Origin of the sequence: Streptomyces sp. C1-1, assembly GCF_050214755.1 — a bacterium.
GTDB lineage: Bacteria > Actinomycetota > Actinomycetes > Streptomycetales > Streptomycetaceae > Streptomyces.
On record NZ_CP189826.1, the window covers coordinates 6222447 to 6235720 of the forward strand.

Here is a 13274-nt window from a genome sequence, read left to right on the forward strand (position 1 = left end):
GGTCACTGCTCCTCGGGGGCGCCGGTGTCCTCGTGGGACAGGGCTCGAACGGTGCGGGACGGGCTGGGTCGGCCCAGGTGGTCGGCCATCCACGCGCTGGTGGCGACGAGACGGCCGAGATCGACTCCGGTGTCGATGCCGAGACCGCGCAGCATCCACACGAGGTCCTCGGTGGCGAGGTTGCCGGTGGCGGACTTGGCGTACGGGCAGCCGCCGAGCCCGCCGGCGGAGGCGTCGACGGTCGTGACGCCGTGCCGGAGCGCGGCCAGGGTGTTGGCGAGTGCCTGGCCGTAGGTGTCGTGGAAGTGCACACCGATGACGTCGGTCGGCACGCCCTCCGCGTTCAGCGCGGCGAGCAGTGCGCCCACGTGTCCCGGAGTCGCCACGCCGATGGTGTCGCCGAGGCTCAGCTCCTGGCAGCCCATGTCCATCAGCGCCCTGCACACGCGGACGACCTGAGGGACGGGGACCGCGCCCTCCCAGGGGTCGCCGAAGCACATCGAGACATAGCCGCGCACATGGGCGCCCTCGTCCCGGGCGTGCCGCACGACCGGGTCGAACACCGCGAGCGACTCGTCGACCGTGCGGTTGAGGTTGGCCTTCGCGAAGGACTCGGTGGCGCTGGCGAAGACGGCGACGCGGCGGGCGCCGAGGGCGAGGGCGCGGTCGAGCCCGCGCTGGTTGGGCACCAGGACGGGCAGGTCCACGGCCAGGTCGCGGACCATGGGGAACAGCGCTTCCGCGTCGGCCAGTTGAGGCACCCACTTGGGGTGCACGAAGCTGGTCGCCTCGATCGTCGTCAGTCCCGCGTCGGCCAGGCGGCGCACGAACTCCGCCTTCACCGCGGTCGGCACGGTCGACTTCTCGTTCTGCAGGCCGTCTCGCGCGCCGACCTCGTGGATGCGCACGCGTGCGGGCAGGTCCGGGGCCGGTACGACCATGGGGAGCGTCACTGGTCCTCCTCCACCGGGGTGATGACGGCGAGCACCTGGTCCATGGCGACCGTGGTGCCCGGCGCGACGTCCAGTTCGGCGACCGTGCCGGCGTGCGGGGCGGAGATGACGTGCTCCATCTTCATCGCCTCGACGACCAGCAGGGACTGTCCCGCGGCCACCTCGTCACCGACGGCGACCTTCACCACGGTGACCGTGCCGGGCATGGGCGCGGTGAGCGAGTCGGCGCCGGCGTGCACCGCGCGGGTGAGGGACGCTGCCACGGGGTCGTGGTCGCGCACCTGCCAGGCGTCGCCGTCACGGCCGAGCCAGTCGGCGGCGCGGTGGAAGGTGTGGCGGACACCGTCGAGGGTGATGGACACGGCGTCGTCGGTGACGGTGTGGGTGCCGCGGGGCACGTACTCGACGGGGTCCTGCACGCGCAGATGGAAGCCGACCGGCCTGGGCGTTCCGCCGAGCCGCCAGCCGCTCGGCACCGAGAACGGGTCGGTCCAGCCCCGCCCGCGCGGCCGCAGCGCGTCGAGGCGCACGGCCGCCGCGGCCTCGTACACCTCCTCCGGCACGCCCGTGGGGACGAGGTCGTCCACCACGCGCTCCACCAGCCCGGTGTCCAACTCGCCCGCCACCACCGCGGGATGTGCCAGCAGTCGGCGCAGGAACCCGGCGTTGGTCTGCACTCCGAGCGTCACGGTCGCCGCCAGGGCCGCCCGCAGCTTCCTGATCGCCGTCGCCCGGTCGGGCCCGTACGCGATCACCTTGGACAGCATCGGGTCGTACAGCGAGCCGACCTCCGTGCCCTCGCTGAGCCCGGAGTCGGTGCGGACGCCGTCGCCCTGCGGTTCGGCCAGCCTCAGCACCGTGCCGCCCGAGGGGAGGAACCCGCGCGCCGGATCCTCGGCGCACACCCGCGCCTCGATGGCGTGCCCGGTCAGCGTGACGTCGTCCTGCCCGTAGGGCAGTTCCTCACCCGCCGCTACTCGCAGCTGCCACTCCACCAGATCCAGGCCCGTGATCAGCTCGGTCACCGGGTGCTCGACCTGGAGCCGGGTGTTCATCTCCATGAAGTAGTACGACGACGGGTCCTCGCCCGGCACGATGAACTCCACCGTGCCCGCGCCCCGGTACCCGCAGGAGCGCGCCGCCTGCACCGCGGCCTCGCCCATCGCGGACCGCGTCGCCTCGTCGAGGAGCACGCTGGGCGCCTCCTCGATGATCTTCTGGTGCCGGCGCTGCAGCGAGCACTCGCGCTCGCCGAGGTGGATCACGTTGCCGTGGCCGTCGGCCAGGACCTGGATCTCGATGTGCCGGGGGCTGTCCACCCACCGCTCCACCAGCAGCGTGTCGTCGCCGAAGGAGGCGCGGGCCTCACGGCGGGCGGCGGCGATCTCGTCCTCCAGCACGGACAGGTCCCGCACCAGCCGCATGCCCTTGCCGCCACCGCCGGCCGACGGCTTGAGCAGCACGGGCGCGCCCAGCGCGCGGGCCGCCTCGGCCAGTTCGGGGTCGCGGCCGCCGGGCACGACCGGCACTCCGGCCGCCTGCACCGTCTCCTTGGCCCGGATCTTGTCGCCCATCAGGGCGATGGCCTCGGCGGGCGGCCCGACGAAGACCAGCCCCGCGTCGGCGCACGCGCGCGCGAAGGCCGCGTTCTCCGCGAGGAAGCCGTAGCCGGGGTGGACAGCCTGGGCGCCGGCGCGGGTGGCGGCCTCGAGCAGTCGCTCCACCGACAGATAGCTCTCGGACGCCGGCGGCGGACCGATCCGTACCGCCGTGTCGGCCTCGCGCACGTGCCGGGCGTCGGCGTCCGCGTCGGAGAAGACGGCCACCGAGCGCACGCCCAGCGAGCGGAGCGTGCGGATCACGCGGACGGCGATCTCGCCCCGGTTGGCCACGAGCACTGTGTCGAACATGGGTCCTCCCCCCTTACATCCGGAAGACGCCGAACTGGGGCTCGCCCAGCGGCGCGTTGGCACAGGCGGTCAGTGCGAGACCCAGCACCTGGCGGGTCTCCAGCGGGTCGATCACGCCGTCGTCCCAGAGGCGGGCGGTGGCGTAGTAGGCGTTGCCCTGGCGCTCGTACTGCTGCCTGATCGGCGCCTTGAACGACTCCTCGTCCTCCGCGGGCCACTCCTCGCCGCGCGCCTCCAGCTGGTCCCGCTTGACGGTCGCGAGGACGGAGGCGGCCTGCTCGCCGCCCATGACGGAGATCTTGGCGCCGGGCCACATCCACAGGAAGCGGGGCGAGTACGCGCGGCCGCACATCGAGTAGTTGCCCGCGCCGTAGGAGCCGCCGACCACGACCGTCAGCTTCGGCACGCGCGTGCAGGCCACCGCCGTCACCATCTTGGCGCCGTGCTTGGCGATGCCGCCCGCCTCGTAGTCCTTGCCGACCATGAAGCCGGAGATGTTCTGCAGGAACAGCAGCGGGATGCCGCGCTGGTCGCACAGCTCGATGAAGTGGGCGCCCTTCTGGGCGGACTCGGAGAACAGGATGCCGTTGTTGGCGACGATGCCCACCGGGTGGCCGTGGATGCGGGCGAACCCGGTGACCAGGGTCTGCCCGAACTCGGCCTTGAACTCCGCGAAGCGGGAGCCGTCGACCACGCGCGCGATGATCTCGCGCACGTCGTAGGGGGTGCGGGAGTCGACCGGGACCGCGCCGTACAGGCCGTAGGGGTCGACCTTCGGCTCGACCGATTCGGTGACCTCCCAGGGCAGCGGCCCGCGCGCGGGGAGCGTCGCCGCGATGTTCCGCACGATCCGCAGCGCGTGCGCGTCGTCCTCGGCGAGGTGGTCGGTGACGCCGGAGATCCGGGAGTGCACCTCGCCGCCGCCGAGCTCCTCGGCCGTGACGACCTCGCCGGTGGCCGCCTTCACCAGCGGCGGCCCGCCCAGGAAGATCGTGCCCTGGCCGCGGACGATGACCGCCTCGTCGCTCATCGCCGGGACGTACGCCCCGCCGGCCGTGCAGGAGCCGAGGACCGCCGCGATCTGCGGGATGCCGGCGCCGGACATGCGGGCCTGGTTGTAGAAGATCCGCCCGAAGTGCTCCCGGTCCGGGAACACCTCGTCCTGCATGGGCAGGAAGGCGCCGCCGGAGTCGACCAGGTAGACGCACGGCAGGCGGTTGTCGAGGGCCACCTCCTGGGCGCGCAGGTGCTTCTTCACCGTCATCGGGTAGTACGTGCCGCCCTTGACGGTCGCGTCGTTGGCGACGACCACGCACTCTCGGCCGCTCACCCGCCCGATCCCGGCGATCACCCCGGCCGCGGGGGCAGCGCCGTCGTACATCCCGTCGGCGGCGAGGGGCGCGAGCTCCAGGAACGGCGAGCCGGGGTCGAGCAGGGCGTCCACCCGGTCCCTGGGCAGCAGCTTCCCGCGCGCGGTGTGCCTCGCCCGCGCCTTCTCACCCCCGCCCATGCGGGCCGCGGCCAGCTTGCCGCGCAGCTCCTCGGCGAGCGCGCGATGAGCCCGCTCGTTGGCTTTCCAGGCCTCCGACGCGGGGTCGGCCGCGCTGTGAAGCTCCGGTGCCTCGTGCATCCTTGCGGTCCCCTCACCCAGTGATCGACTGTTAATGAGCGTTAACCATTTCCTTCAGGTTAACGACCGCTAACCTCCCTGTCTAGAATTGCCTCCATGGCCACCAGAACCGACGCCCCCACCCGCCGCGAGCAGATCCTCAAGGAGGCCGCGCGGCTGTTCGCCGAGCGCGGTTTCCACGGGGTCGGCGTCGACGAGATAGGTGCCGCCGTCGGCATCAGCGGCCCCGGTCTCTACCGCCACTTCGCGGGCAAGGACGCCATGCTGGCCGAACTGCTGGTCGGCATCAGCGGCCAGCTGCTGACGGGCGCGAAGCGGCGGCTCGCGGAGGTGGACGGCACTCCGGCCGAGGCGGTCCTCGACTCGCTCATCGAGGGGCACATCGACTTCGCGCTCGACGACCGTCCCCTGATCACCCTGCACGACCGCGAGCTGGACCGCCTGCGGGACAGCGACCGCAAGCTGGTGCGCCAGCTGCAGCGGCAGTACGTCGAGCTGTGGGTGTCGGTCCTGCGCGAGGTCTATCCGGGCCTGGCGGAGCCCGCCGCCCGTTCCGCCGTGCACTCCGTCTTCGGCCTGCTGAACTCCACCCCGCACCTGGGCCGCCCGGGTTCCCTGCCGGGCCGCGGGACCACCGCCGAGCTGCTGCACCGGATGGCCAGGGGTGCGTTCGCGGCGGCCGGGGCGGAGTGACGAGCGTTACGGGATCTCCTCTGGACGCCCCTCCCTACCCGCCGGTACCTTAATCATCTGAGCAAGCGCTTAGACATGGAGCTATTGAGTCAGCGGAGGTGGCGGCGGTGCGCCGTACGGTGTTCAACGAGGACCACGAGGCGTTCCGGGAGACTCTGCGCGCCTTCATCGAGGCCGAGGTCGTCCCCGTCTACGACGAGTGGTTCGCGGCGGGCCAGGCGCCGCGCGACTTCTACTACAAGCTCGCCGAGCTGGGCCTCTTCGGCATCAACGTCCCCGAGGACTTCGGCGGCGCCGGCATCGACTCGTACAAGTTCGAGGCCGTGATGTACGAGGAGACCGCGCGCGCCGGTGTCCACTTCGGCGGTTCCGGCGTGCACGTGCTGCTCGCCCTGCCGTACATCAAGATGCTCGCCACCGACGAGCAGAAGAAGCGGTTCCTGCCCAAGTTCGTCTCCGCCGAGGAGATGTGGGCCCTGGCGATGACCGAGCCGGGCACCGGCTCCGACCTCGCGGGCATGAAGACCACCGCCAAGCTCAGCGAGGACGGCACCCACTACGTCCTCAACGGCTCCAAGACCTTCATCACCGGCGGCGTCCACGCCGACCGCGTGATCGTCTGCGCCCGCACCGCCGCGCCCACCGCCGAGGACCGCCGCCACGGCATCTCCCTGTTCGCCGTGGACACCAAGTCCGAGGGCTACTCCATCGGCCGCAAGCTCGACAAGCTCGGCCTGCGCACCTCCGACACCGCGGAGCTGGCCTTCGTCGACGTCAAGGTCCCGGTCGAGGACCTGCTCGGCGAGGAGAACAAGGGCTTCTACTACCTCGGCCACAACCTCGCCTCCGAGCGCTGGGGCATCGCCTTCGGCGCCTACGCGCAGGCCAAGGCCGCCGTCCGGTTCGCCCAGCAGTACGTGACGGACCGCACCGTCTTCGGCAAGCCGGTCGCCTCCTTCCAGAACACCAAGTTCGAGCTGGCCGCCTGCAAGGCCGAGGTGGACGCCGCCGAGGCGGTCGCCGACCGCGCCCTGGAGGCCCTCGACGCCGGTGAGCTGACCCCCGCCGAGGCCGCCAGCGCCAAGCTGTTCTGCACCGAGGTCGCCCACCGCGTCATCGACCGCTGCCTCCAGCTGCACGGCGGCTACGGCTTCATGAACGAGTACCCGATCGCCCGCCTGTACGCGGACAACCGCGTCAACCGCATCTACGGCGGCACCAGCGAGATCATGAAGACGATCATCGCGAAGGACATGGGTCTGTAAGCCCAACGCAATTACTGGCCGCTACAACTGGACGCCATGAGCCAGGCACTTCAGGACCTCCTCGATCTGCTCGACCTCGAGCAGATCGAGGAGGACATCTTCCGCGGCCGGTCCCGCTCCGCCGTCGTCCCCCGGGTCTTCGGGGGACAGGTGGCGGCGCAGGCGCTGGTCGCCGCCGGGCGTACGGTCCCCGCCGACCGCCCCGCGCACTCCCTGCACGCGTACTTCCTGCGCCCCGGCGACCCGGGCGCGCCCATCGTCTACAACGTCGACCGCATCCGCGACGGACGCTCCTTCACCACGCGCCGCGTGGTCGCCGTCCAGCACGGCAAGCCGATCTTCCACCTGTCGGCCTCCTTCCAGGTCGACGAGGACGGCCTCGACCACCAGGCCCCCATGCCGCCCGCCCCCGACCCGGCGACGCTGCCCACCTCCCACGAGCGGCTGCGCGGCTACGGCCACCTCGCCCCGGCGGTCGTCGAGCGGTTCCTGGAGGCACGCGAGGCCGTCGACCTGCGGTACGTCGAGGAACCGCCGTACGGGAAGTTCGGCGAGCCGCGCGAGCCGCACTCCCAGGTGTGGTTCCGCACCAACGGCAAGCTCGACGACGACCCGCTGCTGCACGTCGTCCTCGCCACCTACGTCTCCGACATGACGCTCCTCGACTCGGTCCTCCTCGCGCACGGCCGCGGCGGCTGGGCGGTCGGCGACGTCGTCGGCGCCTCCCTGGACCACGCCATGTGGTTCCACCGGCCCTTCCGCGCCGACGAATGGCTCCTGTACGACCAGGAGTCGCCGTCCGCGCACGGCGGGCGCGGCCTCGGGCAGGCCCGTATCTACACGCAGGACGGCCGCCTCGCCATCTCGGTCATCCAGGAGGGCGTGGTGCGCGTCCCGCGCTGAATTCGGTTGAGGCAAGGGCGCGTCCGGGGTGGGATGGGCCCATGACCGAGTCGTGGAACCCGCGCGGCGGACGCATCCGGGACGCCTATCTGGCGGCCGCGGACATCGCCGGCCGCCTGGTGGCCGAGCCCGCCGTCGCCGAGGCGTGGGACGGGCCGAGCGTGCTGCCGAAGTGGAGCGTGAGGGGCCTTGCCGGGCACATGTTCTGGCCGGAGTTCGCGCTGCCGGGGATTCTCGCCGCGCCGGTTCCGGCCGAGCCGGTCGTCTCCCTGCGCGCGTACTACCTGGAGCGGGTGACCTGGCTGGACGCCGGCGTCGACGCACCGGTCAGCGGGCGCATCCGGCAGGGCGGCGAGGCCGCCGCGGCCGACGGGCACGAGGGGCTGCGGCGACGCGTCGACGAGGTCCTCGCCACGCTGCGGGGCCTGCTGCCGGACGTCCCCGCCGAACGCCCCGTGCACGTGGCCACCTGGGGCGAGTGGTCGCTGGAGCTGGACGACCTGCTGCTGACCCGGACGATGGAACTCGTCGTCCACAGCGACGACCTCGCGTGCAGCGTGGGCCTGCCCACCCCCGGCTTCCCGGAGTCCGTGACCGCGCCGGTGATCGACCTGCTCACCCGTCTCGCGGTCCGCCGTCACGGCCCGGCCGACGTCGTCAGAGCCCTGTCCCGCGCCGAGCGGGCGCCCGCCTCGATCGCCGGAATCTGAGGGCGCCGCTAGGAGAGTCCCGCCTCCGCCAGCAGATAGGCGGTCATCGGGTCGTAGTACCGCGGGCTGACCACATGGTCGTCGAGCGGGACCGTCACCTGCACGGTTCCCTCGGCCTCGGCGAGGAACAGGGCCGGGTCGTTGCTGTCGGCGTAGCCGACGGAGTCCACGCCGTGCCGGCCGGCGTACCCCGCCCAGCCGTGGTCGGCGACGACCAGGTCGGGCAGCGGGCGGCCCTCGCGCTCCAGCGCGGTGAGGATGGCCTTCATCGGCTCACCGGAGTGGGTGTGCCACAGGGTGGCGCCGTGTTCGAGGACCGCCACGTCCGCGAACTGCATGACGTAGCCCTCCTCCGTCTGCAGCCCGTCCGGGATGACGACGATCTCGCAGCCGGCGGCCCGCAGCGCGGCGGCCGTGGAGTGGTGCACCCCGAGCAGGCCGCCCGGATGGCCGGTGGCGAGCAGCACCCGCTGCCCGCCCTCGGCCGCCTTGCGCAGCCGGCCCGCCATCCGCTCCAGCGCGGCGACCGTCAGCTCGGGGTCGATGGTGTCCTGGCCGTACCGGTACTCCGGGTCGTCGTTGACCCCGACCCGCTCCGCCATCACCGCGAGCACGTCCTGCTCGTCCCGCCAGCGGTCGCCGAGCTCCAGGCCGAGCCAGTAGTGGCGGTCGCCGTTCGCCAGCTTCCGGTAGTGGTTGAGGTTGTTCTCGCGGGGCGTCGCCACGTCGCCCGCGATGCGGGTCCGTACGAGGTGGTCGACGAGCTCGGCGCGGCTGGGTGTCCCGGGTATCGGCATGAATCCCATTGTGAGGCAGCCGACTGTGCGCGTCCCTGGCGTCCCGGACGCTGCGACGTGGGTCACGTACTCATCCTCCTGAGTACCGCTGCCTATTGCCGCCGCAGGGCGAACCACAGCTCCATGCGGACGTCCGGGTCGTCCAGGTCCGTGCCGAGCCGCGCCGCGCACCGGGCGATCCGCTGCCGGACGGTGTTGCGGTGGACGGACAGGGCCACGGCCGTACGGTCCCAACTGCCGTGCAGGGAGAGCCAGGTGCGCAGGGTCTCGGTCAGGGCCGGGGTGCCGGCGATCGGCGCGAGGACGCCGCGGGCGTGCGCGGTGGCCAGTTCCTCCGGCACCAGGTCGGCGAGCGCCGCCCGCTCGCCGTGCCGGACCAGGGCACCCCGGGTGGCCCGGGCGCGGGCCAGGGCACGGGCGGCCTGGGCGTCGGCGGCGGGCCAGCCGTCCGGGCCGACGGCGGCGCTGACGCCGAGCGTCCAGCCGGGCCGCGGGTCCGGGTCACGGTCGGCGGGCACCAGAACCCGTACGACACCCTCCGTCAGGTCGACGAGCGGCGAGCCGAGCGCCGTACCGAGGGCGGAGGCGGCGAGGGGGTCGGCGGACCGCGCGTCCGGGCGGGCGTGCACGACCAGCCAGCGGCCGGTGCCGAGCAGCGGGGCGACCTCCTCCGGCGCCGCCCCCAGCAGCAGCCGCACCAGCGCCGACGAGCGGGCCGCGCCGGTGCCTTCGTGGTGCTCCCCGGTCAGCAGCGACAGCAGCACCGCCGCGACGGAGACGATCGTGTGGTCGCCCTGCTCCCGCCGCGGGGCGGCGACACCGAGGACGAAGCCCTGTCCGGCGCCGAGGGCGTAGGCGGCGAGGTGGACGCCGGCGGCGGTCTCGGTGGCCGAGGCGGGAGTCCCCGGGCCCGAGGGGCGCACGACCTGCGCGAGCGCGTCCAGCGCCTCCCCGGCACCGGTCCCCGCCGCCCGCCCCGCGGACGCGATCCGCGCGCCCTCCGGCCCGTACAGCACGGCCTGCCCGCCGACCCGCCGGGCCAGCTGCCGCAGCACCGACGGCACCGGGTCCGGGCGGGAGGCCGCGGCCGCCAGGGACCGCTGGGCCTGGGTCACCCGGCGCAGCTCCGCCACCCGGGCCTCCGCCATCAACTGCCAGACCGCCCGGCCCACCTGCGAGAACGTGGTCTGCGGCGGCACCTCGACCAGCGGCAGCCCGTAGGCGTCGCAGGCCGCCACCAGCGCCGGCGGCACCGTGTCGTGCACGGGCGCCACGCCGAAGCCGAGAGCCGCGCCGCCCGCCGCGACGATCCGGGAGACGTAGTCGTCGAAGGAGGTGCCCGAACCCGCCGCCTCCGGGATGTGCACCCCCGCCGTCAGCAGCAGCTCGCCGCCCAGCAGGTACGGGTAGGGGTCGGCCATCTCCGAGGCGTGGGCCCAGTGGATCGCCGTGGCCGGGCCGCGGGGCCCCGCGATCTGCCGCAGGGCCAGGTCCTCACGGGCCAGCAGAGCCGCCAGGGTCACGGGCGGCGTGGGTGGGACGGCCGGATCCGGCATGATGTGCGTTTCCTCCACTGAGTACGGCCCGAGTGGAGGAAACGTACACTTCGCTGCCGCTCTCCGGCCACCTACTGTCGAAGCGGCTCCCCGGGCGCCGGTGCCCCCGAACTCCGCCACCGGGCCGGTCCCGGCCGCCCACTAGAGTCGTAGCGGAAGCAGTGCATACGCGATGAAGCGTAGGAAAGTAGGCATGACCCCATGAGCAGCAACGAGACGCCCCGCGGCCCCGTCGACTCCTCCCGCGTGCCGCGGTACGCCGGACCCGCGACCTTCGCCCGGCTGCCCCGCCTCGACGAGGTCGGCCGCACCGACGTCGCCGTGGTGGGCGTGCCGTTCGACTCGGGCGTCTCCTACCGGCCCGGCGCCCGCTTCGGCGGCAACGCGATCCGCGAGGCGTCCCGGCTGCTGCGCCCGTACAACCCGGCGCAGGACGCGTCCCCCTTCGCCCTCGCGCAGGTGGCGGACGGCGGGGACATCGCCGTGAACCCGTTCAACATCAACGAGGCCGTCGAGACGATCGAGGCGGCGGCCGACGACCTGCTCGGCACCGGCGCCCGGCTGATGACGCTCGGCGGCGACCACACCATCGCGCTGCCGCTGCTGCGGTCCGTCGCCAAGAAGCACGGCCCCGTCGCCCTGCTCCACTTCGACGCCCACCTCGACACCTGGGACACCTACTTCGGCGCCGAGTACACGCACGGCACGCCGTTCCGGCGGGCGGTGGAGGAGGGCATCCTCGACACCGAGGCGCTCTCCCACGTCGGCATCCGCGGCCCGCTCTACGGCAAGCAGGACCTCACCGACGACGAGAAGATGGGCTTCGGCATCGTCACCTCGGCGGACGTCTACCGCCGGGGCGCCGACGAGGTGGCCGACCAGCTGCGGCAGCGCATCGGCGACCGCCCGCTGTACATCTCCATCGACATCGACTGCCTGGACCCGGCCCACGCGCCCGGCACCGGCACCCCCGAGGCGGGCGGCATGACCTCCCGCGAGCTGCTGGAGATCCTGCGCGGCCTCGCGTCCTGCAACCTGGTCTCGGCGGACGTGGTGGAGGTGGCGCCCGCGTACGATCACGCGGAGATCACGTCGGTGGCCGCGTCCCACACGGCGTACGAACTGACCACCATCATGACCCGCCAGATTGCCGAGGCCCGCGCGAAGTGACCCACGACCACGACCTGGAGCTCCGTCCGACGCCGGCCCAGACGGAGGCCGCGCTGAACCCTCCGCCCGGCCGCACCGGCGGAGACCTGGTCGTGGAGACGCTCGCCGGGCTCGGCGCGACGACGGTCTTCGGCCTGCCCGGCCAGCACGCGCTCGGCATGTTCGACGCCCTGCGCCGCTCGGACCTGCGCTACATCGGCCTGCGCGTGGAGAACAACGCGGGGTTCGCGGCGGACGCCTACGGCCGGATCACCGGCGAGGCGGCCCCGCTGCTGCTGTCCACCGGCCCCGGCGCGCTGACCTCGCTCGCCGCGCTGCAGGAGGCGCGCGCGGCCTCCGCCCCCGTACTGGCGATCTCCAGCCAGGTCCCCACGGCGGGGCTGGGCGGCGGCCGCCACGGCTATCTGCACGAACTGCCGGACCAGGCGGCCTCGTTCCGGGGTGTGGTCAAGTCCGTGCACACCGTCCGCGCCCAGTCCCAGATCCCCTCGGCGATCGCGGAGGCCTGGAAGTCGGCGCTGACAGCCCCGCACGGTCCGGTGTGGGTGGAGATCCCGCAGGACGTGCTGGCGGCCGGCACGGCGCTTCCGGTGGTCACGGCGGCGGACGCGGCGCCGGAGGACCTGCCACCGCGCCCCGAACTCACCGCGGTGGCCGCCGACTTGCTCTCGCGCGCGCAGCGGCCGGCGATCGTCGCGGGCGGGGGAGTGGTGCGGGCGGACGCCTCGGGGAAGCTGAGGCAGCTGGCGGAGCGCCTGCAGGCCCCGGTGGTGACGACCTTCGGTGGCAAGGGCGCGTTCCCCTGGAACCACCCCCTGTCCCTGCAGTCCTGGCTGGAGGACCGGCACACCACGGACTTCCTCGAAGACGCGGACGTCCTGCTCGTGGTCGGCTCGGGCCTGGGTGAACTCTCCTCGAACTACCACACGTTCAAGCCCCGCGGCCGGGTGATCCAGATCGAGGCGGACCTCGGCAAGCTGGAGGCCAACCACCCGGCGCTGGGCATCCACGCCGACGCCCGCCTCGCGCTGCAGGCCCTGCTGGAGACGGTGTCGCCGCGCGAGGACGCCACCGCGCCGGAGCGGGTGCGGGAGCTGCTGTCCCGGGTGGGCGAGCGCCTCGCCGGCCAGGAACTCACCCTGGAACAGGGCCTGTTGGCGTCGATCCGCAAGGCGCTGCCCGTCGACTCCCCGTCGTTGTGGGACATGACGATCCTGTCCTACTGGGCCTGGTCCGCCTTCGACGCCCGGCGCCCCAACACCATGCACTCCGCCCAGGGCTCCGGCGGCCTCGGCTACGCCTTCCCGGCCGCGCTCGGGGCGGCGGTCGCGGACCCCACCCGGCCGGTGCTGGCGGTCTCCGGGGACGGCGGCGCGCTGTACTCCGTCGCCGAACTGGCGACGGCGAGGCAGCACGGCCTCGACGTCACGTGGCTGATCGTCGACGACGGCGGCTACGGCATCCTGCGCGAGTACATGACGGACGCCTTCGGCGAGACCACGGCGACGGAACTGACCCGCCCGGACTTCGTCGCCCTCGCCGAGTCGTTCGGCGTCCCGGGGGTCCGTACGACCCCCGAGACGCTGGAACAGGACCTGACGAAGGCGCTCGCCTCGCCGGGCCCGGCGGTCGTCGTACTCCCGGCCGTCCTGCGGATGTTCGCGCCGACGCACCTGGAGGGCTGACC

At 73.2% G+C, this 13274-nt stretch carries 11 protein-coding genes; 6 read left to right on the forward strand and 5 right to left on the reverse strand.

The annotated features are described in order from the left end of the window. Positions 1-2: 2 nt before the first annotated feature. The 3 genes from ACQF4J_RS28470 to ACQF4J_RS28480 are packed head-to-tail and all read right to left on the reverse strand — an operon-like array spanning position 3 to position 4493. Positions 3-953, reverse strand: a complete 951-nt coding sequence (locus ACQF4J_RS28470) for a hydroxymethylglutaryl-CoA lyase (RefSeq protein WP_351800299.1) — start codon at positions 951-953, stop codon at positions 3-5. Then, positions 950-2863, reverse strand: a complete 1914-nt coding sequence (locus ACQF4J_RS28475; protein WP_427167099.1) for an acetyl/propionyl/methylcrotonyl-CoA carboxylase subunit alpha — start codon at positions 2861-2863, stop codon at positions 950-952. The genes ACQF4J_RS28470 and ACQF4J_RS28475 overlap by 4 nt, the downstream gene beginning before the upstream one ends. A gap of 13 nt (positions 2864-2876) precedes the next feature. Beyond that, on the reverse strand, positions 2877-4493 hold the full coding sequence (locus tag ACQF4J_RS28480) for a carboxyl transferase domain-containing protein (protein WP_351565629.1): 1617 nt from the start codon (positions 4491-4493) through the stop codon (positions 2877-2879). 96 nt (positions 4494-4589) lie between these two features. Between ACQF4J_RS28480 and ACQF4J_RS28485 the strand changes: the two genes are divergently transcribed. The 4 genes from ACQF4J_RS28485 (at position 4590) to ACQF4J_RS28500 (ending at position 8064) form a co-directional block, all read left to right on the forward strand. Next, positions 4590-5186 carry an SACE_7040 family transcriptional regulator gene (locus ACQF4J_RS28485; RefSeq protein WP_351565632.1) on the forward strand — a complete coding sequence of 199 codons (597 nt, stop codon included), beginning with the start codon at positions 4590-4592 and terminating at the stop codon, positions 5184-5186. 107 nt (positions 5187-5293) lie between these two features. Next, positions 5294-6451: an acyl-CoA dehydrogenase family protein gene (locus tag ACQF4J_RS28490; protein ID WP_351467310.1), complete on the forward strand. Its 1158-nt coding sequence runs from the start codon at positions 5294-5296 to the stop codon at positions 6449-6451. A 36-nt stretch (positions 6452-6487) separates the two neighbouring features. Beyond that, positions 6488-7354 (forward strand): acyl-CoA thioesterase II, encoded by an 867-nt coding sequence (tesB, locus tag ACQF4J_RS28495; RefSeq protein WP_351565635.1) that lies wholly within the window; start codon positions 6488-6490, stop codon positions 7352-7354. A gap of 41 nt (positions 7355-7395) precedes the next feature. Beyond that, positions 7396-8064, forward strand: coding sequence for a maleylpyruvate isomerase N-terminal domain-containing protein (locus ACQF4J_RS28500; protein ID WP_427167100.1), 669 nt, complete (start codon positions 7396-7398; stop codon positions 8062-8064). Positions 8065-8072: 8 nt separating this feature from the next. Here ACQF4J_RS28500 and ACQF4J_RS28505 read toward each other — a convergent pair whose 3' ends face one another. After that, the gene (locus tag ACQF4J_RS28505; RefSeq protein ID WP_351800304.1) at positions 8073-8861 is read right to left on the reverse strand and encodes a phosphatase; all 789 of its coding nucleotides are present in this window, start codon (positions 8859-8861) and stop codon (positions 8073-8075) included. A 92-nt stretch (positions 8862-8953) separates the two neighbouring features. Continuing rightward, on the reverse strand, positions 8954-10417 hold the full coding sequence (locus tag ACQF4J_RS28510; protein WP_427167101.1) for a PucR family transcriptional regulator ligand-binding domain-containing protein: 1464 nt from the start codon (positions 10415-10417) through the stop codon (positions 8954-8956). Between the two features lie 201 nt (positions 10418-10618). On the opposite strand from ACQF4J_RS28510, the gene speB reads away from it, so the two are divergent. Together speB and ACQF4J_RS28520 are read left to right on the forward strand one after the other, a co-directional pair. Continuing rightward, positions 10619-11587 carry an agmatinase gene (gene speB / locus ACQF4J_RS28515; protein WP_351565647.1) on the forward strand — a complete coding sequence of 323 codons (969 nt, stop codon included), beginning with the start codon at positions 10619-10621 and terminating at the stop codon, positions 11585-11587. Further along, positions 11584-13272 carry a thiamine pyrophosphate-binding protein gene (locus ACQF4J_RS28520; RefSeq protein ID WP_351565650.1) on the forward strand — a complete coding sequence of 563 codons (1689 nt, stop codon included), beginning with the start codon at positions 11584-11586 and terminating at the stop codon, positions 13270-13272. The genes speB and ACQF4J_RS28520 overlap by 4 nt, the downstream gene beginning before the upstream one ends. Positions 13273-13274 lie beyond the last annotated feature (2 nt).

Coding starts and splice junctions, on each gene's coding strand:
- ACQF4J_RS28485 (WP_351565632.1), top strand. CDS start 4,590: ATGGCCACCAGAACCGACGCCCCCACCCGCCGCGAGCAGATCCTCAAG.
- ACQF4J_RS28480 (WP_351565629.1), bottom strand. CDS start 4,493: ATGCACGAGGCACCGGAGCTTCACAGCGCGGCCGACCCCGCGTCGGAG.
- ACQF4J_RS28505 (WP_351800304.1), bottom strand. CDS start 8,861: ATGCCGATACCCGGGACACCCAGCCGCGCCGAGCTCGTCGACCACCTC.
- ACQF4J_RS28475 (WP_427167099.1), bottom strand. CDS start 2,863: ATGTTCGACACAGTGCTCGTGGCCAACCGGGGCGAGATCGCCGTCCGC.
- ACQF4J_RS28510 (WP_427167101.1), bottom strand. CDS start 10,417: ATGCCGGATCCGGCCGTCCCACCCACGCCGCCCGTGACCCTGGCGGCT.
- ACQF4J_RS28500 (WP_427167100.1), top strand. CDS start 7,396: ATGACCGAGTCGTGGAACCCGCGCGGCGGACGCATCCGGGACGCCTAT.
- speB (WP_351565647.1), top strand. CDS start 10,619: ATGAGCAGCAACGAGACGCCCCGCGGCCCCGTCGACTCCTCCCGCGTG.
- tesB (WP_351565635.1), top strand. CDS start 6,488: ATGAGCCAGGCACTTCAGGACCTCCTCGATCTGCTCGACCTCGAGCAG.